Annotated in this window: 25 protein-coding genes and 1 pseudogene; 12 read left to right on the top strand and 14 right to left on the bottom strand. The window is 47.2% G+C overall.

The genetic code is table 11. The features are described from left to right. Nucleotides 1-70: 70 nt before the first annotated feature. The 3 genes from BEL04_RS14590 to BEL04_RS14600 all read right to left on the bottom strand — a co-directional run bounded on the left by BEL04_RS14590 (nt 71) and on the right by BEL04_RS14600 (nt 4,549). Nucleotides 71-2,110 carry a hypothetical protein gene (locus tag BEL04_RS14590; protein ID WP_066005137.1) on the bottom strand — a complete coding sequence of 680 codons (2,040 nt, stop codon included), beginning with the start codon at nt 2,108-2,110 and terminating at the stop codon, nt 71-73. A 126-nt stretch (nt 2,111-2,236) separates the two neighbouring features. Then, nucleotides 2,237-4,039: a hypothetical protein gene (locus tag BEL04_RS14595; RefSeq protein WP_066005138.1), complete on the bottom strand. Its 1,803-nt coding sequence runs from the start codon at nt 4,037-4,039 to the stop codon at nt 2,237-2,239. 57 nt (nt 4,040-4,096) lie between these two features. Further along, nucleotides 4,097-4,549 carry a hypothetical protein gene (locus BEL04_RS14600; protein WP_066005141.1) on the bottom strand — a complete coding sequence of 151 codons (453 nt, stop codon included), beginning with the start codon at nt 4,547-4,549 and terminating at the stop codon, nt 4,097-4,099. 63 nt (nt 4,550-4,612) lie between these two features. On the opposite strand from BEL04_RS14600, the gene BEL04_RS14605 reads away from it, so the two are divergent. Continuing rightward, complete coding sequence (locus tag BEL04_RS14605) at nt 4,613-5,278, top strand: hypothetical protein (protein ID WP_066005144.1); 666 nt, start codon at nt 4,613-4,615, stop codon at nt 5,276-5,278. 62 nt (nt 5,279-5,340) lie between these two features. Here the strand turns inward: BEL04_RS14605 and BEL04_RS14610 are convergent, their stop codons facing one another. The 3 genes from BEL04_RS14610 to BEL04_RS14615 all read right to left on the bottom strand — a co-directional run bounded on the left by BEL04_RS14610 (nt 5,341) and on the right by BEL04_RS14615 (nt 6,682). Continuing rightward, nucleotides 5,341-5,772 (bottom strand): hypothetical protein, encoded by a 432-nt coding sequence (locus tag BEL04_RS14610; RefSeq protein ID WP_066005146.1) that lies wholly within the window; start codon nt 5,770-5,772, stop codon nt 5,341-5,343. 107 nt (nt 5,773-5,879) lie between these two features. Continuing rightward, a complete protein-coding gene (locus BEL04_RS24380; RefSeq protein ID WP_175404086.1) occupies nt 5,880-6,032 on the bottom strand; it encodes a hypothetical protein in 153 nt (50 codons plus the stop codon). 83 nt (nt 6,033-6,115) lie between these two features. Further along, on the bottom strand, nt 6,116-6,682 hold the full coding sequence (locus BEL04_RS14615) for a hypothetical protein (protein ID WP_066005151.1): 567 nt from the start codon (nt 6,680-6,682) through the stop codon (nt 6,116-6,118). A gap of 239 nt (nt 6,683-6,921) precedes the next feature. Here BEL04_RS14615 and BEL04_RS14620 point away from each other — a divergent pair, with 239 nt between their 5' ends. Further along, nucleotides 6,922-7,566, top strand: a complete 645-nt coding sequence (locus tag BEL04_RS14620) for a GDSL-type esterase/lipase family protein (RefSeq protein WP_066005152.1) — start codon at nt 6,922-6,924, stop codon at nt 7,564-7,566. A 28-nt stretch (nt 7,567-7,594) separates the two neighbouring features. Here BEL04_RS14620 and BEL04_RS14625 read toward each other — a convergent pair whose 3' ends face one another. Beyond that, complete coding sequence (locus BEL04_RS14625) at nt 7,595-9,061, bottom strand: phage terminase large subunit (RefSeq protein ID WP_066005154.1); 1,467 nt, start codon at nt 9,059-9,061, stop codon at nt 7,595-7,597. A gap of 492 nt (nt 9,062-9,553) precedes the next feature. Between BEL04_RS14625 and BEL04_RS14635 the strand changes: the two genes are divergently transcribed. Then, the gene (locus tag BEL04_RS14635) at nt 9,554-10,696 is read left to right on the top strand and encodes a PAS domain-containing sensor histidine kinase (protein WP_066005158.1); all 1,143 of its coding nucleotides are present in this window, start codon (nt 9,554-9,556) and stop codon (nt 10,694-10,696) included. 9 nt (nt 10,697-10,705) lie between these two features. Here BEL04_RS14635 and BEL04_RS14640 read toward each other — a convergent pair whose 3' ends face one another. Continuing rightward, nucleotides 10,706-11,257: a hypothetical protein gene (locus BEL04_RS14640; RefSeq protein WP_066005161.1), complete on the bottom strand. Its 552-nt coding sequence runs from the start codon at nt 11,255-11,257 to the stop codon at nt 10,706-10,708. A 229-nt stretch (nt 11,258-11,486) separates the two neighbouring features. After that, complete coding sequence (locus tag BEL04_RS14645) at nt 11,487-11,933, bottom strand: hypothetical protein (protein WP_066005163.1); 447 nt, start codon at nt 11,931-11,933, stop codon at nt 11,487-11,489. A 228-nt stretch (nt 11,934-12,161) separates the two neighbouring features. Here BEL04_RS14645 and BEL04_RS14650 point away from each other — a divergent pair, with 228 nt between their 5' ends. From BEL04_RS14650 to BEL04_RS14670, 5 genes are all read left to right on the top strand, one after another. Beyond that, nucleotides 12,162-12,884, top strand: a complete 723-nt coding sequence (locus tag BEL04_RS14650) for a hypothetical protein (protein ID WP_066005165.1) — start codon at nt 12,162-12,164, stop codon at nt 12,882-12,884. Between the two features lie 3 nt (nt 12,885-12,887). Further along, nucleotides 12,888-13,091: a hypothetical protein gene (locus tag BEL04_RS14655; RefSeq protein ID WP_066005167.1), complete on the top strand. Its 204-nt coding sequence runs from the start codon at nt 12,888-12,890 to the stop codon at nt 13,089-13,091. Nucleotides 13,092-13,117: 26 nt separating this feature from the next. Further along, nucleotides 13,118-13,765, top strand: a complete 648-nt coding sequence (locus tag BEL04_RS14660) for a hypothetical protein (RefSeq protein WP_066005168.1) — start codon at nt 13,118-13,120, stop codon at nt 13,763-13,765. A gap of 150 nt (nt 13,766-13,915) precedes the next feature. After that, a complete protein-coding gene (locus tag BEL04_RS14665) occupies nt 13,916-15,595 on the top strand; it encodes an alpha-L-fucosidase (protein WP_066005169.1) in 1,680 nt (559 codons plus the stop codon). A gap of 148 nt (nt 15,596-15,743) precedes the next feature. Continuing rightward, nucleotides 15,744-16,343, top strand: a complete 600-nt coding sequence (locus tag BEL04_RS14670; protein ID WP_066005172.1) for a hypothetical protein — start codon at nt 15,744-15,746, stop codon at nt 16,341-16,343. 97 nt (nt 16,344-16,440) lie between these two features. Here the strand turns inward: BEL04_RS14670 and BEL04_RS14675 are convergent, their stop codons facing one another. The 4 genes from BEL04_RS14675 to BEL04_RS14690 all read right to left on the bottom strand — a co-directional run bounded on the left by BEL04_RS14675 (nt 16,441) and on the right by BEL04_RS14690 (nt 19,028). Then, nucleotides 16,441-16,977, bottom strand: a complete 537-nt coding sequence (locus BEL04_RS14675) for a phage tail protein (protein ID WP_066005174.1) — start codon at nt 16,975-16,977, stop codon at nt 16,441-16,443. A gap of 21 nt (nt 16,978-16,998) precedes the next feature. Next, entirely contained in the window at nt 16,999-17,571 is a 573-nt protein-coding gene (locus BEL04_RS14680; protein WP_066005176.1) for a phage tail protein, read from the bottom strand. Between the two features lie 30 nt (nt 17,572-17,601). Then, nucleotides 17,602-18,171, bottom strand: coding sequence for a phage tail protein (locus BEL04_RS14685; RefSeq protein WP_066005177.1), 570 nt, complete (start codon nt 18,169-18,171; stop codon nt 17,602-17,604). 314 nt (nt 18,172-18,485) lie between these two features. Further along, complete coding sequence (locus BEL04_RS14690; RefSeq protein WP_254659581.1) at nt 18,486-19,028, bottom strand: GyrI-like domain-containing protein; 543 nt, start codon at nt 19,026-19,028, stop codon at nt 18,486-18,488. A gap of 187 nt (nt 19,029-19,215) precedes the next feature. On the opposite strand from BEL04_RS14690, the gene BEL04_RS14695 reads away from it, so the two are divergent. The 3 genes from BEL04_RS14695 (at nt 19,216) to BEL04_RS14705 (ending at nt 21,238) form a co-directional block, all read left to right on the top strand. Then, entirely contained in the window at nt 19,216-19,638 is a 423-nt protein-coding gene (locus BEL04_RS14695; protein ID WP_066005178.1) for a hypothetical protein, read from the top strand. A gap of 306 nt (nt 19,639-19,944) precedes the next feature. Next, nucleotides 19,945-20,361: a hypothetical protein gene (locus BEL04_RS14700; RefSeq protein WP_139113052.1), complete on the top strand. Its 417-nt coding sequence runs from the start codon at nt 19,945-19,947 to the stop codon at nt 20,359-20,361. Between the two features lie 67 nt (nt 20,362-20,428). After that, a complete protein-coding gene (locus tag BEL04_RS14705) occupies nt 20,429-21,238 on the top strand; it encodes an alpha/beta fold hydrolase (RefSeq protein WP_066005180.1) in 810 nt (269 codons plus the stop codon). Nucleotides 21,239-21,308: 70 nt separating this feature from the next. Here BEL04_RS14705 and trxA read toward each other — a convergent pair whose 3' ends face one another. Continuing rightward, nucleotides 21,309-21,605, bottom strand: a complete 297-nt coding sequence (gene trxA / locus BEL04_RS14710) for a thioredoxin (RefSeq protein WP_066005181.1) — start codon at nt 21,603-21,605, stop codon at nt 21,309-21,311. A 143-nt stretch (nt 21,606-21,748) separates the two neighbouring features. On the opposite strand from trxA, the pseudogene BEL04_RS14715 reads away from it, so the two are divergent. Continuing rightward, a pseudogene (locus BEL04_RS14715) lies at nt 21,749-21,979 on the top strand (hypothetical protein); the annotation flags it as partial.

A 21,979-nucleotide genomic window follows, 5' to 3' on the forward strand; every position in this document is an offset into this window, starting at 1 on the left:
AGGTTAAGAGTTCGATAATTTATTTGCGCTATAACAGACCAATAAACTATTGAACTAATGAACCGATGAACTATAAGCGTATCAGTTCTACCTTTACGGGTTTGATGCCGGTGAAATCGGTTATTTTGGAGATGTAAAAGTAGCTTTGGTATTTGCCGATGTACACGGGTTTAAAAAAATCGAGCGTTTGGATATCCATCTCGTTAAGTTTTAAATAACAGGTGAGCTTGCGCTGATCGCTTAGTACATTTACCAGATCCTGATAATGGTTGGCGAAGATGCTTTTGAGGGTAAGATCGGCACCGCCCGAGGTTGAGGTAAAATAGGTGAACGGGATATTGCCGTTAATGGGTGTAGGCGTCGATGGATCGCGGTAGCTGATGGTGGTATCAACCTTGTTGAGCAGCAAAATGCGGTCTTCGGTTTGGGTGCTGAAGACGAGGCCGTTGTAATCCAACGCGTTCAGGTCGGGGATCTTATTGATAAAGGTGGTGTTAAAGCCGCCCAGTACCAATTGTTCAAAGCTGGCGGCGAAGGGCAGATCGTAAATGTCCTGGTACAGATCGAGGTTTTCGTCGGGCAGGTAAAAGCTGCCGTTGCCGTAAGTATCGGGGCTAACGGTATCGTCGTGTTTCCACCGGGCTTCGTTTTGCTGGGAGTAGTCGCCTATCTGCACGTCGAAGTCTTCGCCGTCGTTGGTGATCTTATCGCTCCAATCCAAAGCCAAGGGCAGGTTTTGAATGATGTGGCCGAAAGGCACAATGTTTACCGTTTTGTTGATGTTATCGGTTTGAATAACGGCGCAAAAGAAGAACTGGATGAATTTGAGAAAGTCGGACGTGGTCATATCCGGCAAAACCGACTCGATTTGCACCTGCTCGCCATATAGCACATTATCGCTGTTGAGGGTGATGTTAAGCTCGATATTGGGGTAAAATATGGCTGTGGTACTGCCGCTGTGGCCGGCGGTTTCCATAGCGATAACGAGGCGGTCGCCGGGGACTACGTTTACGCCCGGCAGCTGCATCCTGAAGTTGAAAAAGTCTTTGTCATTTTCGTCGAAGCCCAGGTTTTGCGGTTCGAAAATTTTATACTCGGGGTGTGATGACAGATCGGTGGAGCCGCCGGGGGGTATTTTGTAGATCTTCATGTAAATACCCTTGATGTTATCGCTGACAGAGCCGTTGCGGTGTATGTAAATATGCGGAAAGAGCACATCGATATCCACCGTCATGATCTGCGGGGCCGTCCAATAAACGGTATCGAACAGGTGGCCGGTATCGCTAATGCTTACATTGAAAGGTATGCTAACCACGTTGCCGTTATCCAAACCCGCATAGGTAAGTGTATTGGTTTGCTGGGCTTTGAGGTTTTGCGCGCTGTACAGATCGGAATAGCGCTTGGAATGAATAAACTTATCGCTGCTGAAGGGCAGGATGAGGTTGTTATAAATTGGCGCGGTAACCGGGTCGGCCAGAATCTGGTTGTTGAGTGTGTACCCTGCCGGGATGCTGACGCCCGAGCTGTTGAGCGTGCCGGCTTGTTTAATGATCTCGTCGACAACGGTTTTTACGAATACGGCGGGGCGCATTTCGCCGGGGTAAATGGCCTGGCCGTGCACTTCGCCGGTGTTATTGCTCAGGTTGCCGTAGTTGATGATGGGGTAGATATAGCCATCGGTATGGGTACGCGAATCTATCACGTTGTTAAAGTTCCAGACATGATCGTAAGCTGATAAGTCGAGATCGCGCAGTTTGCCGGTGAGCAGATCGAAGAAATCGGTGTTGCCGCTGCTGATCACAATTTTTAACGAGCCTTTGCTGGCGCCAACAATGCGCAGGTTACCTTGCGGGATAACATCCACGCCGTTTTGCACGTAGCGGCAGGGCTGCTTTTTGCGGATGACCGATGCCCCGTTAAAGTTTAAATCTTCGGGGTAGCCCAGGGCCCGGCGGTTGTTGGCGGTATCGGGCAGGCTGATGGAGTTGGAGATATTGCCCTGTACGGATTTGAGGTCGGTAAGGGTATTTACCGCGTACGATAGCGCGATGAGACTATCATTGGGCAGATCGAGTAGGATATCGTTGACGTATAGTTCGGCGTGTTGCATTTTTTAGAGTATCAAGTAATTAGTATCAAGTATCAAGTACCGGGTATTGCTGTAGGATTATCAAGTAGTTGGCATCAGGTAGTTTTTTGTCTTGCTACTTGATACTCGCTACTTGATACTGAAGCGCTACGCGCGTTGCGTATTCACCTCGGGCAACAGGAAGGCGATCTCGAAATCGCCGCGGCCCTCATAGGTTTGGTACATTTTGAGCGATTTGGTATCGATGATAACCCCTTGCCAGGTATTGGTGGCGGCATCAACCAGGCGGTAAACCTTGGGCGAGTACAGCAAGGTTGCCAGCACTTCGGCTTCGGCGGCGGGTACATCGTTTTTGCCGGCGGTGATCTTTTTTTGCGCGTCGATACTGATGAGTTGTTGGGTGCTGTCGGCGGTAGCATAATCGCTGATAAAGCGTTCGGTGATTACCGGGTTGCTGGTGTTGAGCTCGTGGAACTGGTTTTTGATGAACATATAATACAGCCATCCGCCTGATGGCGCCATCCATTTTAAATACTCGTAAGGCAGGCCATTGCAGGGTGAGCTATCGAGCAGTAAGCGTTTACTTTCGGTTACCTGGATGTTTTGGCCCGATGTATCGGTGTAAAACAAAAACACATCGAGATATATGCTGCCGGCGGGTATATTTTGAGTGATGCGCAGGCGGTTAACGCCTAATTTACTGTAAAGTACCCCGGGCGCCTGTTTTTCGATAAGCAGTTTTGAGCCATCATCGTTTAACAGTACCGAGCCATTTTCGTTAAGCAGCATGGCCTCGCCCAGGGCGCCGGTAATGTTGCCATTGATATCGATGCCATTGCCGCCCAGTTTTATCTGATGGCCGGCTATTTTTTCGGAGTAGATGAACGACAGGTCGAAAGGCATATCGGTGTAAAAATGCGGTATCGCAAAATCGTTTAAAAACTTAGCCGGGTGGGGTTGAACGGCATCGGGTAGGGTAACATAGGGCTGCATATTACCGCCGGTTTTGTTACCGATCTGCATGGCCGAGTATGTTACGTAAAACGGGTCGCCGGCGCTGCTCCAACCACTATCAAAGCCATCAGCTACCTCTTTGTACCGAACAGTGTACGAAGCGCTGATGTTGGCATCGCGGTAGTTGATGGCGGTATAATCAAGGCCATCGGCAGGTTGCAGCAGCGTACGCAGATATTTGCTGATATCGGCACGGCAATATCCCGTAAGGTTGGCGGCATGGATAGCCGTGATGACATTGCTTGCGCCATCGTACCCGCTGGTAACTTCGGTAACAAACTTGCGGCCGGGGGCGTGGGTAAGGCTTTGGTAGCCAAAAACGATAGGGTTAAACAGGGCCGACCAGCGCGAGCCGCCGCTTGCGGGTGTGCTGATCAGGACGGGAATAATGGCAGTTACCGTAAAACTTTGCGAAACGATGGTGCCCAGGGTATCTTGCACGTAAGCAACATAACTTGCAGCACTTAAACCTGTAAATACAGGGCTGCTTTGGTAGGTTGTGCCGCCAATACTGTATTGCAATGGCGTATTGCTGCCTATGGCATGTATAGTGACCTGCCCGTCGGCGGCGCCGGGAGCGCTTTCCTGCTGGTCAAGGCTGACGGAGCTGACGGCCAGATCGTCTGGTGGCGTTCCACCTCCGCCACCGGTGCCGCCGCCGGTGCCCGTATCAACGTTAATAACGGCGAATGGGTTTGTTATTGTAGCTACGATGTTCCAGGTGTCTGAACCTTTTGGGATACTGCTGATCAGATCGCCTGGGTGGAACGTCCTGTTGTTGGTCAGGCCGGTGTAATCGGTAATTACCGAATTATCCCAGCTTGCTGTTATGGCGAGCGTAGGTATGGTAGCAGATGGGTTATATGATACTTCGATAAGGGTATCGCCGAAACTGTCGGTTACGGTAAAAGAATCTATTACAATAGGTGCTGGCATATTGATATGTTTAGTTCATGAATCATGGTTGATAGTTCGTGGAAATGTAAGTTGCTCTTATGATGGAGCCAGTGTTTTAAATATTTCATCGGCAGTTTTTTGCAGGTATTGGCCGGCTATCTGATCAAAAACCTGATCGAGCGTATCGAGGTTTAAGGGTACGCTCAATACGCCCGAGTTGCCGCCTGCGCGGTACAGCCGCGTGCCGCTTTTGTGGATGGTATTGGCTACAGCGTAGGGATTAAGATCGAGACCCTTTGCGCTGATCCAATCGCGGATGATCCCGACCAGGTCGGGGTTGCCATGATCGCCTTTGGGCACGGTTGTAGGCCCGCGGCCATGCTCCAAAAAATAAATACTGCTGTTGGCTTCCAGTTCGTACCCATTAGGGGTTTCGATAACCTGGAGCGAGCCGAGGGTTTTGCCACTTGCCGACATACCCCGCTGCGTAGCTGCATCAATGATCTGCTGTTTGACTGCGTTGAAATAGTTTAATAATTCGGTCGTCATGGATGTGATTTATTGTCGGGGATACATTTATTGTGTAATTTTAGGCAACCAATTACCTGCAATATGAAACCCAGGCTTTTGCTGCTGCCTTTAGTTTTAATGCTTTATATGGCTGCCTGTAAAAAGACGCCCGGCGATAGCGAAACCGTTACTTTCCCGAGGAAGCTTTATATCAGCGGGATGGGCGCAAAGGGGACATTGCGGATAATGACCGCCAACGGGGACATCACCGACCCCGCACTTAAAGCTAAATTTTTAGGCGTTCAGCAAAACTATTTTAATGTTGCGCTTGCCCCGGGCGATACCAGCTCTATTACGTTTTTAAAGCGGGATACAGCGGTGTTCAATGCATCAAAAACAAAGTACGAGGTGTATAATAACGAGGGCCTGTTCCTGTTCAGCTCGCCCGATTACCGGGTTAACATTAACGGCCCCGGCGATGTGCTGTATACCTTTTTGCAATATACGGGCCAATACATTTCTTTCCCCATCAATAATGGCACGGCTTACCTGGCCAAAGAGGTTGATGCCGGGCATGGCGACTATAATACTATTACCCTTTCGGTTTTAGCCTATAAGTTTACCAGCGGCCCTTATCCGGCTAAATATCAGATGCTGGCCGGATCGGTATATAACGAGTTTAATTTGAGCGCCGATTTAAATCTCGGAAAGAACGATACCCTGGCTGTACAGGGATGGACGGTGACTTATAAAGTCCGTAGTCGATAATCCATACTTTTTGGGTAGTAAAGATGTCTTTTTACTATGGCCTGGCAGCCATCGGCTATATACTAAACACAAACTGCATAACCGCTTTTATCGCGCAGGGTGATCATGGTTAATACACCGCAAACGGCGCTGTCGAACTTATAGAACAGGTGCTTAAACTGCACCTTGTCGACATGATCGAACTGTTTGGTTTGATTAATGCGGGCAACGTACTCGATGGCCAGGTCCTTCATTTGTTCGGTAATGCTTTCCCGCTGGCCGGTAGTCATGTCGATATCGCCTTTCTGGCAAAAAAACAAAAACAGCGGCCAGGTTTTGCGTGCGGCGCCCGTAGTGGCAGATAGCTCGGCGCCCGAGTTTACGATAGTTTGTACATGCAGCATCGGAAATTGTGCATCGTCGGCCTGAAGGTTTGCCTCATAGTCGGTTCCGTAAAAAAAGGAAGCCACGGAGGCTTGCTGAGAAGCAATGGTTTGTAAGGTCTGTTTGATCATTTGATTTTGCTTTAGTCCATGGCCGATAGTCCATAGACCATGGTTAGTTATAATGGTAATAGGCTGATCGACTATCGCTATGGACCATCGACCATTGACTATCGACTTTACCTTGTATTCACCACCTCGGCGTAGCGTTTTTGATATTCCATGCGTTCGCGGTTCATCAGTAGTTTGATGAGTACGCGATCGTAGCTTTGCGTGAGCACTTCGTTCCATTTGGTGATATCAAAGCCGGCCAGGGTATCGATACTGAGCATCCAGCCAAACTGGTTTAGTTTTGATGCGTTGGCGCGGATCTCATCGGTTGCAGGGGGGCGGTGCAGTAATGCTGCCTGGTCGGCTACAAGTTTGGGTACTTCCGAAAAAAAAAATTGGCAATGGGTACCGCGTCAGTTACAGGGATAGTTAAAATTTGCTCCATGTAAGCCTCATCATCAATCTTTTCGTCGCTGTAAAGCACGCCATCGCCCATATAGGGCAGCCAGAAATAATGTGCCAAAACCTGGGGGATGATGTCCGTTGGATCAAAGTCCGCACCGGTTTCGGCGCTGCGCTTCTGCTCTTCGCTGATGAGGTTGTGCACTGCAATAAAGGCGCCCACGGGCTCGAGTTTGAGGTTTTTGGGTACGGTTACTTTTTTGCCGGCAATGGTGGTCTGTTTGGGCAGTTTTTTACCTTCGATGCCTTTAGAGAGTTTCTCGCCGAGGGTATTTAATAAAAGCCGGCAGAGGTCGAGGTCGTCGCGTCCTTTAAAGTTTTGTACGCTCTGGCGGTCCATCCCGGTAAGGGCGCATATCTCGTCGAGAATGCCTTTTGACTGCCGTAAGGCAAAAAACTGGCCCAGGCTGATCTCGTTCGCCTCGGTTGGAAAGTTGTAAGGGTTTCCGTTTAGTTTGATTGGAAGCATGATGCGTTTAGTTTCAAGTAAATAGCAGTATGAGATATCAAAACACTGGCTGGCAGTCGGGTTAGCTGATCTGAGCAAGGTAATGAGTACAGCCTGATTTTTTATTACATTAATTACAAAGGTAATATTATTAATTCAGGACACCAAATTTTTTGATTAATTTTCAGAAAAGTTATTTTAAAGTAACTAAGTATGTAGATTTAGTGCGTATATCACTTTAAACCGTTTTTCGTTAGTTAATGGGCAAATTGAGGATACCCGGCGTTTTTGTTATTTTGTTGATGATTGCGGCTTGCAAAAGCTCGTTGAATATTGACGATGTCCCTGTTTTTGTTGCCGAGGGCGATTCGATTACGCTCGGGGGAGCTATTGCCAGCGACCACAGATGGGTAAACATTGTATGCGATACCAGGCACTGGTTATTGACAAATCTGGGTGTTAATGGCACAACGATCAATTCGATGGATATCGGCGAAATCAATGCCAAACCTGCGAAAGTTGCCTACCTGAGTTGCGCATTCAGTACCAACGATGTATCATATTACACAGATCAGAGCAGCATTGATTTTTTTAAAGCCGGATATCGTAAGTATTTGAATACAAGGCTTAGCGAAGGATGGAAGGCTGATGATATCATACTTGTTTCGGCATACTTAACTAATAAGGACCCGGTATATAACGCGCGGCAGGATATGTATATTGCTGCGGTGCATGATATTGCAACGGAGTTTGGCATTAAAAAAGTTTACGATGCCAAAGCATATATGCTGCAACACGGCGGCACCAAACTGGTAAGCGATGATACAACACACCCGACCATAGATGGTTATGCGGTGATTGCGCAAGGGATGATTGAACTGCTTGATAAATTTGGGGTAAACTAATAAATATCGTCCGTGTGCTTACAGGAGGTTACCTGTTTTTTATATCGAACACCTTTTTAGTGCCTAACAGCCTTATCTCTGTTTTTTTGCGAAAGTTGAACCTGGCCCTGCCGGTGATGTGGCCTGGCAGCAGGCATAGTTCGGTAGCGGCCCAAACCAGTGCGTCGATCCGGTTGGGTGATTTTTCGCCTTTTTTGGCCTCCCAGCTTGTCATTTCCAGCTCAAGCTCAAGTAATTGGTCGATGTGATGTGCCTTGCCCTGTTCGTAAATGGCGGCTACCGGTTCGGCACGGGTCAGTTTATCGCGGGTGGCATGCACAGGCTTGTAACTGATAGATGCATCAACTCCCCGCAACACAGTTTCGATCATATCGCCGCCGTTGTTTACCTCACCAATGATGCGATCGGCACGGTAGTGCTGGTAAAGGGCCACGGCACGGCGGGCCCAGTCGGTAGGGCCGGGGTACCGATCGGTTTTATCTTCCAAAACGTACAAATGATCATCAAGCCCCAGCCCGGCTACAATGATGCCGGTTTCATCGCTGGTATCTTTGCTGCTCACGGCAGGGTCGATGGCCACTACAATGCGCTTTAAGCTAACAGGCAGGGTACCATCGGCCAGGCGGCGCATGCGGGTAGCGTTGATGAGGTCGTCGGTCCAGAGGGCGCATTCGCTGTCGTCGGCAAACTCGCCGTCGCGGAAACGTTTGCGTTTGCGCAACGGAAGCGAATTGAGCGTGGCCATATATTCTTTGTTGATGTTATCGCTATTATCTGCAGGGTTCATCAGCAGGTGCCCGTAGCGCGGCTTATCGAGGCTGGTGTTGGTTTCGGGTTCGGTATTGTTATAAAATACCTGGTACATCCAGTGTTTTTTGCTGGGAGGGTTGGCGTCGACAAAAAGCTGCGGCCGGGCATCGTCAACCTTTTGGGCCAGGCGCGTTTTAAGGGTGGTATAAGCTTCGTAGGATATCTGGCTGGCTTCGTTTAAAAAAACAGTGAGGAACTCCATGCCGAGTATCTTCTCGGTGCGATCCTTGTCGTCGAGGCCTGCGAGCCATACCTGTGAGCCGTTTTCAAATTCGAGGTAATAGTCGGTATTGCGCCATTTAACCTTAACATCGGGGTAGGCCAGCTTAAGTACTTTTTTAAGGGTATCCAGCCAGATGGAGTTTTTAGCGTGGTTAAAGCGGAAACGGGCTATCAGATGCCGCGAGCCGGGATGTTGCAGCGCCAGCGCCAACTGATGGTATACAATGATGAACGATTTGCCCGAGCGGCTGCCGCCAACGAGCAGAAACTCGGAGGCCTGTTGGCCGAACATGGCCAGTGCCTGGTTTTGACGGCTGGTTTGCCTGAAGGTTATATGGTCTGGTTTTTTTTCGGGGGCGTCAATAGTCATTGCGTCAGCGATCAATGGGGCATCGGGCAGGTTTTGAATGGCGGTAGTTGTTTTCTTCTTTTTTAAAGATGCGGAGTTTTGGGATTTTGACATGAGAATGTATGTGCAGAGTGGTTGGCATTGAGGCAGAACGCCTGTATTTGAAAATAAAGAACAACGGCTGGCAGGTAAAACTGGCTTGTTTTGGCAGATAACGCAGCCTGTATATTTATTACATTTATTACAAATGTAAAGGTACGGCAAAAAAAATACAAATGCAAATTGGCGCTGCAGATTGTTGTTTGTGTGTTTGATAAAAAAAGGTGTTACTATACTTTATCATTACTCAACTTCATAATCAAACAAAACGGGCAAGCCAGTGTTTTTTGCCTGACCGCGTTAGGGCACCGTTTTTATATGTACTTAACATGCAGCAACAAAAGTTTTGCATTAACGTACAAGCAATAAAACTTTTGTTAATTTTAGTACGCCTGCGGCAGTTTTATATATTAATGTAATTTATTATTTAATATTAAATTATACACAATTTGTGATAACTTGGGCGCAATTAATATTATAAAAATTTACATTACCTGAATTACTGTTTTGAATTACCTTAATTTTGATTACGGCAGCGATAATGCATGGCTGGATAGTGGCGAGGATGCCGTTAAAAAGGCCGAGGCAAATATGCATGCTATTCTGGATAATGCCGACTCGGGCTACGCCCTGTACGACGCTGATTTGAGGATAGTATCGTATAACTCGCTGGCACAAAAGTTTTCGCAGCTGCTGTATTCAAAAAACCTGAAGAAAGGTAACTACCTGTTAGATTATTTTCCGCCCGAACGGCACCCCATCCTGCTGGATGTTACCCGCCGTGTGCTTGCCGGCGAAGAGATACAATACGAAATGCATTTTGACGGCCTGCCGGGGGGCGAGCGCTGGATGGATGTTAAATGGACAGGCGTAAAAAATGGTGAAGGCAACAAAAACCGTGGGTTTATCCTCATCAGTAAGGATATTACCCAGCGGAAGCAACTTGCCATTGAGCGCGAAAAAATGCTGAACGAACTCTCAAAAAATAATAAGGTGTTTGAGCAGTTTACGCATATCACATCACACAACCTTAATGCGCCGGTGGCCAATATTATTACCCTGGCCGAAACTTTTAACGAACTGGATAACCAGGCCGAAAAAGACCTGTACATCGACTTTATCTTAACATCGGCAAAAAGCCTGCAGCAGGTTATTTTAGATATTAACCAGGTTTTGCATATCAGGCAGCATTTGGGCGAAGTGAAAGAGAACATCGAGCTGAAGGACCTGCTTAACAACATCAAAAGCATCATCAGTACCGATATTGCCCGCGAACGCGTAGCCATTAAACACTACTTTGCAACCACCCATGTTTTTGGCCCGCGCACCTATATGCACAGTATTTTTTACAATTTAATATTAAACAGCATTAAATACCGCAGGCCGGGCGTAGCGCCGCAAATAACCATCGCTGCCCGTACTATCGAAAGCCAAGTAGTACTTACTTTTACCGATAACGGTAAGGGTATTGATATGAAAAGGCACGGCGATAAACTGTTTGGCCTGTACAATCGTTTTGATAGCCAGGTAGAAGGCCGCGGCCTTGGCTTGTTTATGGTAAAAACCCAGGTCGAAGAAATGGGCGGTACCATACATGTCGACAGCATAGTGGGCCAGGGAACCACCTTTACCGTGCAACTGCCCCTGTAGCCTGCCCGGTTAACTTTTGGCTTTTAGCTTGCTCACATCAACCCATACTTTTGCCGAGCGTTTGTTAAGGTAGGTAAACTGGATGGCGAATTTTTTACCGTACTTGCGGATGAGCTGCGTGCGGTTTGACTTAAGCCAGTCGCAATAAAACGTTTGCGATTGCCCGGTTTCTATCACCTTGTCGGTATCGGTAACATCCTCACTTTCGTCGAACAGTGCTTTTGGCATATTTAAATGCCCGTTAATATACAGCTTAACAAATTTTGAGCCTTTGTAGGCGATAGGGTCGGGTACCGAAACTTTGCTGTTGTTGGTTATGGTAAGGGTAAATTTTACCACTTCGGCATAGGTGGTTTTGTTGTCTTTAAAATCGATGATCTCTTTATCCAGGTTGGCCGATGCGTTAAGCTGTATCGAATCTTTATAAGTGCCGGCCTTATGGGTAACGGTAACCCGTTTAAGTTTGTGTGGTTTGCTTTGAGCAGAGGTATTATTAACCATCAGGGTGTTTGATAAACCAATGGTTAATAAAATATAGTAAAAGTATTTTGGGGTTTTCATAGCCAGATATTTATATCATAAAGCACTAAATTATGTTTTATGTTTTAATTATTATATTGACTGCTACGATGCCGTAAAGTTTATTTTGATGAACCGGGGAGTGCCCCTTATCAGCTGTGTGTTGCCGCTAACTGATTGTAAACGTGGCGATGGAGGCCGGAAAAAAATAGTCGGGATGAATATGGAGATTATGAGCTGTACATTGAATGGCAGGTATCTGCATCAACTATCACCCGGCATTATAATCACCATAAACCCTGTCGTTCTCAAGGTTGGGTTTAAGCTTAAAGGCGATGATGGCTATCACGATGAACAACGCGTGGGTGAGCGGCTGTACCAGGTCGATCACGTTAAAACCCAAAAAATAGCTCACATTATAAAAAAGCCAGAAGATAACCGGCGAAAACGCCAGGAAAGTACCTGTTACGCCAAGGATGAATTTTTTACTGGCAAAAAACTGGGGGCTGGCATTTACATACCTGGTAATAAAATAAAAACACAGCCAGATAGGGATAGTTAATGCCAGGCTGATGAGCAGGTCCATTTGTAACGATTGCCATACATCGCGGTAGCGTGCATTAAGCAATTGGGTGTCAATTACAATAATGATGCCGGGCGATAGTACTGCGCTGGTCAGGCAAACCTTTAACGAGTAGGAAAGGTTATTACCAATCATTTTTTTGTTTTGTGCCGTTTACAGCATTGCGCTGCCACTGCGTTGTTTAATCTGGTTAGTTTAAGTTTAATCGGTGCCTTGGTTTGTATGGCGATTAGGGCCGGCATACAAATACCGCATACAAGTTAAAAACTTTTTTTGGGAAAATAAATGGCCAATTAAAATTAGTTACAGCATTTAAAATTTGTGTAATTTGGTACTTTTTAAAACCCAATAGTTAACTATCACATGGTACATGCTTTTCGTGTAGGTATTTTGAATTTTTTGCGCGAGCATAATGCTACTACCGCTGTTATCGATATTAAAAATCCCTTTTTAACTGAGCTGAACACCATCGATAAGCGCAAGGCGTTTAAACAGGCGCTCGATACCTTATCGAACGAGAAGATGATTGTGGTGAGCGGATCGTACGATTTTTTGAACTGGAAACTGATAAACGGCCTGTACCCGATAGATGATAAGATCATCGAAGCCAAAATTACGGCCAAAGGCTTAAGTTACCAAGCCCCGGCCGAGGTTAACGATAAGGTTGCCGAACCCGACGAACCGCTCGACCTGCCTTTACCGCCGCCTGTTAAGGCCATTAGCAGTTGGTTTGGCGGAGGCACCAAAGAGGTTACCGAGCAACGCCTGAAACGCAAGATGAAGAAGATGGGCGCCAAAGACAGCCATCTCGACTTTCAAAAACCATCCGACGAGCCTCAGTATCAAACCAAACACGTACCCGCGGTGGTAAACCCCTTTGTTGATGACAGCTTTGATAACCACGAAAACGACGAGATCGAAACAACAGCGACCGATGAACCGGGCCTGCGCATATCGTTACAGGGCAAATCAGCAACCAACAGCAAAAAAAACAAAAGCATCAACAAGGTGCTTAAATGGGTGGTGATAGTTGTGAGCATTATACTGGTTATTTTAATAGCCATGATATTTAAATCAAACAGTTGAACAATGGCCACGATACCGCCGCATATCGGGTTGATTGCAGGGCAACTGCTGCCAAAGTTTATCCCCAAAAACGAAAACGAAACAACGCTAACCTTCCAATTTACTGTTGCGCCAAGCAGTACCTACCGGGTAAATTATCACAAAACCCAGGTTAAAGGTAAAGCGGTGTGGCAATTGGTGGGTTGCGAAGAAGTGGATGCCGACTAAAAGTACGTTTGTATATTGAGGGTCTGATGAAAAACATAGCTGTTATATTGTTCTGTGTGTTTCTGGCGGCATGTGCAGGCAATGATCGCGGACCGGTGATCAAACCTGCAAAAAGCATAACCGATAGTATCGATAAAACCTTTGATACCAATAATAAGGATAGCGTTGCCGAACCCGACCCATCGCCGGCCGAAATATTGAAGGAGTGCCTGGCTAATTACAAAACAGTTACCGTTGTTGATACCACACTTGCAACCGATAGCGGGGCCCTGCACATCCGCCTCAAACATTATTGCGCCTACGACAGCGGTATCATCCTGCCCGAAAAGTACACCAATATGTTTGGCCTTAAAAGCTTTGCCGCAAATAATTTTGTTACCGATGTTTTACTGAGCCGTAACTTTAAACCTGTTTATGCGGGCCGTATTTCGCGTAACGATTTTTTGCCCCTGGCCGATGAATCGCTGAAAAACTACGGCGCGTTATTGTTTATGAGCCATAAGGTGCAACTATCGCGCTCGCGGCTGGGTTTTGTTATCAGCTATAGTTTTACCATACCGCTAACCGATGTTGGCCGGAACGTTGCCATTGCTATCGAACCTACAGGCGCCAGGCAGGTATTTGATAGTTATGGCTTTAAAGCCGAGAGGGCATACCCGGATACGATCAAATAAAAGCATTCAGGCAGCAAATACGCCCGACAAAATAATTTACTCTTTAGCCAATCTTGATCATTGCTGGTTAGGTGATATTATCGAAATTAGCCTTGCGCGATGACGCCTTGCCTTTAACCAATTATTTATTACCACGATCCTTTTTTAACGATGAAAAAACTAACCCTGCTTTTTGCCGCCCTGCTGTTGCTTGGTAAAACCATCCTGGCGCAGCAGCCCGAAACCGAAGCTCACCGCCGCCAGCGCATGCAATGGTGGAACGAGGCCCGTTTTGGCATGTTTATCCACTGGGGCATATACTCGGTACCCGCCGGTACTTACGATGGTAAACAAATACCCGGCATTGGCGAGTGGATAATGAACAAGGGCAAAATACCCATGGCCGTTTACCGGCAATATGCCAAACAGTTTAACCCTGTAAAGTTTAACGCCGAAACCGTTGTTAAACTGGCCAAGGCGGCGGGCATGCGCTACATCGTTATCACGAGCAAGCACCACGATGGTTTTGCCATGTTTAAAAGCGATGCCAGCAATTTTAACATTGTTAATGCCACACCGTTTAAGCGCGATGTAATTGCCGAAATGGCCGCAGCCTGTAAAAAATACGGTATAAAATTTGGCCTGTACTACTCGCAGGATCAGGATTGGAACCACCCCGGTGGCGGCGCCTACGGCGGTTATTGGGATAAGGCGCAGGAAGGCAGCTTTGATAAATACATCGATGATATTGCCGTACCGCAAATGAAAGAGATACTAACCAAATACGGCCCGATATCGGTTTTATGGTTTGATACCCCGGCACAGATGAACCACGATAACGCCGCTAAAATTTATGATCTGCTTAAGCTGCAACCCAATATTATTTACAACAACCGTTTGGGCGGCGGCTTTGGCGGCGACCTTGAAACACCCGAGCAGTACATCCCGGCAACGGGCCTGCCCGGCAAAAACTGGGAAAGCTGCATGACCATGAACGATACCTGGGGCTATAAAAGCTACGATCATAACTGGAAAAGTACCCGTACCCTGATACAAAACTTGGTGGATATTGCCAGCAAAGGCGGCAACTACCTGCTTAATATTGGCCCTACCAGCGAGGGTTTGGTACCCGATGCTTCGGTTGAGCGCCTGCAGCAAATTGGCCGTTGGATGGATGTTAACGGCGAGGCCATACACGGCACCACTAACGGTCCGTTTAGTTATTTAAGCTGGGGCCGCAGTACACGCAAGGGGCAAACCCTGTACCTGCATGTATTTAACTGGCCAAAAAACGGCGTGCTTAACGTTCCGCTTAAAAACCAAATTAGCAAAGCTACATTGCTGGCCAACGGCAAGCCTGTTAAATATAAAACTACCGGCGAGGGTTTAACGCTAACACTGCCTTTGGCCGCGCCCGATAGCATTGCCAGCGTTATAGCGCTGCAGTTTGTGGGCGAGCCTGTAGTACCTGCGATACCATCTGTCGGTAAAACGGCCAGCGCATCGGGCGAGTTGGGCGACGATAATGCCGCCAAAGCTATCGACGGATTAACCGAAACCGCCTGGCACGCCGCCGCTGCCGATACCACGGCCTGGCTGCAGGTCGACCTGGGCCGGGCCTGCAAAATATGCGCCCTGGCCTTGCAGGAAGATAAAAACGCTGTTAAAGAGTTTAAGCTCGAGTACCAGGATGCCGGCCAATGGAAAACCATTTTGAGCGGCGGCAAAATAGGCCGGGGAGTGCTAAAACCATTTGCGCCGGTAACAGCAAGGGTGTTCAGATTAAACATTAGCCATGCCGCGCCGGGCATAGGTATTAAGGAGATGACGTTATTTACTGAGGAGTTTTAAGGGGCAGCCTTGAGTCCGGAGTCAGAAAGTCGGCGGCAGCGGTTTGTTATAAGCCGAATAAATTTTGCTAATCGGCTCCTATGTTTCGGCGGTTGGTAATTGTACAACTGTAAAAGCATTCTTTATCAAAAAATGCTATATTTAATTGATGAATAAATACCTGAACACACTGTTGCTTTTACCGTTGCTCATCATCGGGCAATTACATGTTAAACCCGCTGCCGACGTTGTAAATTATTATGGTACACCAACCGATATCATATTTAACAACACCAAATTTACCTTAACCTGGAGCAGCCACCCCAACGACACCTATTACAAGCAGGAATATATTACGCATGGCGATGCTGTTGAGCATTTTAAAGATATGGTGCTGGTTGATTTTATAATTACCGATCTCACTGTTAAAGATGCGGCCCAGGCGCAGGTGAATAACATCCTGGAAAGAAAAAAAACCGACAAGGTTTGTAATTACCAGATCATAAAAAACGAGCAGACCGGTGAGTACATTCTTGATTTTATTATGAGCGAAAGCACGGGCGATGATCTGAGTGTTATAGAATGGAGCGGATATCATTACAAACCTTACACCGATAAAGCCGGTCACAAAGGCGTATTGCTGTTCGGTATCAGCCATCGTGCTTATGGCGATGATACGATGAACTTTTTAAAAACTTTAAAAACGTACCGCGGCGATGTTTTAAAGGCGCTGGTGGCTTACCAGGTACCCGAAATCCAAATCCAGTAAAACGATAGTTTTTCTTTCGTAGTTATTGGCGATATGGCCCCGGCAAAACAAAAACGGCGCCCGTATCTATACGGGCGCCGTTTTTGTTATCAATAGATTAAGATGGGAATTCGGGATAAATGCCATTTAAGCAAATAAGATAATTAACCGGCAAATACGGCTGGCGGTTTTCGTGTGCCTGGTTCCCGCCAGAGCTTGTAAGTGCGCCGGCCGCGATACTGGCCGTTTTTACCCCCGTAATATTTGTAGGCACATACGCATAAGTGGTGTTTGGCTGTGGTTCGGCTAAAAACGAGCCGCTTGGCGATTGCGTTGTTGCCGGTGTTGCGCCAACGGTAAAGCTATGCGTGTGTGTCACGATGTTGTCCTGGGCCAGGGTAACCGTTTCGGTACCGCCGTGTGAACCCAGTGTATAAACCGTTTTACTTAAAGCGGTACCCTGGCTTACTATGGCACGGCCGCGCAGATCGGGCAGGCCAAATGTAGATACGCCGTCGCCGCCGTAAGTAGTGCCAATTAACGAAAACAATGCCGGGTATTGCTGTATGCTCACGGTCGAACCATCGCAAGCGTGCCAGTTTACGGGTATTTTAGGGCCGGCAAAAAATCTGATCTCTCCTGTAATCGGATCCATAATTTTAAATATTTAAAGTTTTTAATTACGTGGTGGAAAATTACCCAAGGTGGCTATACAAACGTTCATGGTAAGGTATGGCGACATATTATTATGTGCCGCGCCCGCACCATCGGTGCCGATAGTTGCAGCTGGGAGCACAACCGGGTTTGCCGGTGCGGGCGGGTTTGAGCCTGTCGCAGCCGGTGCATAACCGTTAATAGCTACCAGCGGGGTTGCCGCAGTTGTCTGGTGAAGCGCCAGGGGCGACAGGTATGAAGCGGCAGGCTGTACGTTAGCTGTCGGCACATTGGTGTTAACAATCACGTAATGCGCGTGCGCAGGGGTGGTGGCTGTCGTCAGGGCCACTGTTTCAGTGCCGCCTGTAGCGCCTAATTTATAGCTTGTTCGGTTTAAATAGTCGGCAACAACGGTGGCGCCCTGTAGGTTTGGCAGGTTAAAGGTATTTACGCCATCGCCGCCAAAATAGGTACCGATAAGGGCGTAAAGAGCTGCGTATTGCTTAATTTGCAGGCTTTGCCCGTTGCATGCCATCCAGCCGTTAGGTATTTTACCGAAGGAGAATGTTCTTATCTCTCCAACAAATGGGTCCATAGTTTTTTTGTTTAATGATGAGTGAGATTTTTAATTCGAAACCGGGTATTCGCCATCGTAGTTAATAAAAAAACCCATGGCTACAAAAGGCATCAGGTTATTGTGCGGCCCGCCGGTGCCTGCATATATGCCTAACGCACTGGTGTTGAGCGAAGCCTGAATATTACCGGTTGGCTGCACGTTAAACGCTGTGCCAAGTACATTGGTGGCCGATGCATACGGCCTTGAGAAATAGGTATTGGCTTTAGGTGTATTTGATGATTGTGCCGGTATAGGATTATTCGAAAAGTTGAACGTATGCGTATGATTGGGCATCTGGCTCTCGGTTAATGTTACCGCTGCTATACCCCCCGGCTTGGCCAGTTGGTATACGGTACCGGTTACAGCCGTACCGGTGCCTACGGCCATATTGGCCGTACCATTAACATTAAAATTGGGCACGCAAAAGGTTTGTGGCGCTGTGCCGCCGTACATATTACCGATCAAAGAATAAAGCGCCTGGTACTGCCCCACGTTTAACTCGCGCCCATCGCAGGGTATCCAACCAACCGGATTGTACGTAAAAGGGAATATCCTTATCTCGCTGATAAAAGCATCCATAAAAATTGTGTTTTTTTGAAAAATTGCAGATTTAATTGATAAATAAAGGTTTGCAGCTTAAAGCCGCCGTAACTGGTTAAATTAAAGAGTGGCCTTCCCCATAAGCATTGGTTTAATATTTTACATACCTAAAATACTTCTTTAAATATAAAACACAATAAAAAATATTATTTTACTATATATGAAAAAAAATATCTCCGGAATTAAAAAAATACAAATACCCTGTTTGTCATCAGTAAGGGCATATAACGTTTTCAGCATCGCGATATGTTACACGGCTGCACAGGGCTTAACCTTGTGGCTGGCACTGCCGGTTATTTTGCCCTTACAGGGATCCATATCTCTTCTTCGGATGCCGCGTCCTCGCCTTTATACTTATCGCCCATCACCGCAAAATGTGGCCGGTCATCAAGCATATAGCCCGATGCGGGCAGCCAGTTTAAAAAAATATAGTTATAGGTTTTAGCGCCCAAGCTTGCCGGGCCGGTATGTAAAAACACGGCGTATTGACCTTCGAAAGGTAAAGTTTGCATACCGGCGGGTATATCGCTAACAGCGGATACCTCAACAGCGGCCCACTTATCGAAGGTATTGGCAGGGTTAAAATTGTTATAGTACCCGGGCGGATAAACCTCGGCCGAATAGCGGTTGGCGCCCACGCGGTTTTTAACTTCGCCGAGCCGCGGCATAAAGCTGCGCCATAGTGCAGGCGTTTGGATATTGGCGAACGACATAGGCATGCTCATGCCAATCAGTGTTTTGGGTGCTGGCGTTTCAATACGCAGGTACATACGTGGCGGTACCCGGCCTGGATGACGGGCGGTTGTAAATATAGTTTTTTTGTAAGTGATGGCCATGTGCAAAAAATAATATTGGTTAATTTACTGTTATATGGCTTTATGTGCTCGTTTTTTGGCTTTGGGGTGCGTTTTTTAACTTAAAGAAAAAATAACTGCAAAAAGGGAAACTCTTTTATCTGCAGCTCCGTATACAACTGTATACAGCTACCGCAGGGATTAATATTAATATTAAAATTTAAGAGCCATGTCTGACTATGTTGTTTATTTTTCCGTTCTGGCCTTGCTGGGCATTTTGTATGCCCAGGCTTATAAAAGGTACGTTTTTACACCTAAGATACAACGGCTGGATCGGGTCCGCCAGTTCAGATATGCGCGCAACCTCAATACCGAGCTGATCAACCTGCTTTGGCAGGATGCCGCAAGGCTGGAGTATGCTGGCCTGGCATTTAACGGCGCTACCTTCGACGATACGCTGGATGCACTGCAAAACCTGCGCGATAACCTGTATACAACCCAAAACTTTAAACAACTGGCAGGTAAACAAAAGGCTGGCCGCGCACATGTTGAGGCACTACAGCAAAACATCAGCAAACAGATACAAATGCAGCAACAGATCAGGGCCGATTACCACAAACTGCTTGACCGGTTTAACCGCATGGCAGCATAGCGGCTGGTTCATAAGGCATTAGCTATTGATTAAAATACCGCCCGGGTGCTTTGCCCCGGGCGTTTTTGCTTTTTGTAGTTTCCCGTACCTCTTTGCCCTTAATATCTGCGTTAGGGTTAGCAGTACCTGCCTGTCGGCAGGCAGGTACTGCCCTGAGGGCCATCATCGGCATATTACATCCTGCTATATCAAAAACATCATTTTAACTTAAAAATAAAAATAATTCAAGTGTGTAAACTTTTTTTCATGAGTATACGTATACAGCAGCTATATCACACACTATGAGTAACCTAAACCTAAAAAATCATGTTCACTACCGCACTTTATCTTGCCGTAATGATGTTGCTCGGCATTGCCTGCGTCTACAATCATTTTGTAATTGCGCCTAAACAAAAAGCGCTGGATGCCGCGCACCAGTTCAGGCGGGCGCGCAACCTTAACGCCGAACTTATTAACCTGCTAAGCAGCCATGCCGAACGCCTGCAAGACCGCCTTTTTGACGGCAACACCTACGATACTACCATCGGCACCCTGCAGGTACTGCACAATAACGTTTACACAGCCGATACCTTTAACCAGCTTGTAGGCAGGCAAAAGGTAAAACGCCGCCATGTTAACGCCCTGCAGGCCAGCATAACCCATCAGTTACAAAAACAACAACATATTAAAGCCAACCTTAACGGTATGGTGCTGCGCTACAAGCAGCCCAAAACCGCGGCTTGAAAACAACAATACCCTGCATTTACCTATGGCCCCTTGCGGGGCTTTTTTTGTTTTGTATATTTAATATATGCAAAAATTTATTGTACTGTTACTGGCGGTTTTGTTACTGCAGGCCTGCCACCGCGACCATACGCCTTACGGCGATAATAAAACGGCGGGCAGGTATTACCGCATCCGCGGGATGCAGATGTATTGCGAGGTTTACGGCCAGGGCAGGCCCCTGCTCATGATACACGGCAACGGCGGCAGCATCAGTACCTTTAGCCGCAACATTGGCTATTTTGCCCAAAACTACCGGGTTATTGTGGCCGACAGCCGGGCGCAGGGCCGCAGCGCCGACACGCGCGACTCGCTTACCTTTGAACAGATGGCCGACGACTGCGCCGACCTGCTGGATAGCGTGCATGCCCCACGGGCCTGTGTGCTGGGCTGGAGCGATGGTGGCATAACTGCCCTGCTGATGGCGATACGCCATCCCGCTAAGGTCGAAAAAATGGCCGTATCGGGCGCTAACCTGTGGCCGGGCAGCACTGCCCTGGTGCCTGCCGGGTGGCACGATCTGCAAAAGGAGTACGCCGTGGCAAAAAGCGGCGCAGCAAAAACTGCCGCCCAAAAGCAGCATGATAAACTGGTGCGCCTGGATGCCGAACAACCCCATATTGACTTAGGGCAGCTGCATAACATTAAATGCCCGGTACTGGTTATCTGCGGCGAGTACGATATCATCCGCCGCGAGCATACGCAACTTATTTATAATAACCTGCTGTACGCTAATTTATGGGTAATACCGCGCGATGATCATTACACCATCAGTGAGCATGTAAGCGCCTTTAACCAGCGGATTGATGAGTTTTTCGGCAAAAGATTTCACGAGTGACCATTTATCATTAATCATTTGACCATCGATCAGCTTAATGATCAATGACACAATAATTCGAATGATGCCATCAGCCGTGCTGCTCAATCACTTTTTTAAGTGCCGAAGCCTGCATTACGCCGCTTTTGCGCCATTTGGTTTGTCCGTTTTTAAACAGGATGAGCGTAGGCACACTTTGCACGTTATAGGCGCTGGCCGTAGCCGGGTTTTTATCGATATCAACTTTAAGGATGGTAATGCCATCGCCGAGCATCTCTTTAACCTGTTTTAATATTGGCGGCATGGCCTGGCAGGGGCCGCACCACTCGGCGCTGAAATCAACCAGCACGGGCTTGCCCGACTGGAGCAGATCGTTAAATGCAGACATAACAATTGGGTTTTGTACAAATATAGCAACAAACCCCGCGTGTTAAGGTTTTGGTTTTTATGCATACCGAATTAATTAAATATCAAAAAAAATTAAAATAATATATACCTTAGTATAAACCCCTCCTGATCACTGTTTGACTAATGAAAAGTATCACCGGCATTGTTTTGTTGCTTATTTTAATCATCGCCGCCGGCAATGTAAGCCGGGCGCAGGGCCATCTGGCCGACACTGCCTCTAAACCCAGGATATTTGGTGGGAGCGGACAGTACAACACCTGGACCTTAGGTTTAAACGTTGGTGCAACAAGCAACGAAGCTGTTATCGGTGGCGTTAATGGTTTCTCCGGCCTTAAAATTAATTTGGGTGGATTA

Source organism: Mucilaginibacter sp. PPCGB 2223, from assembly GCF_001705515.1.
Classification (GTDB): Bacteria; Bacteroidota; Bacteroidia; order Sphingobacteriales; family Sphingobacteriaceae; genus Mucilaginibacter.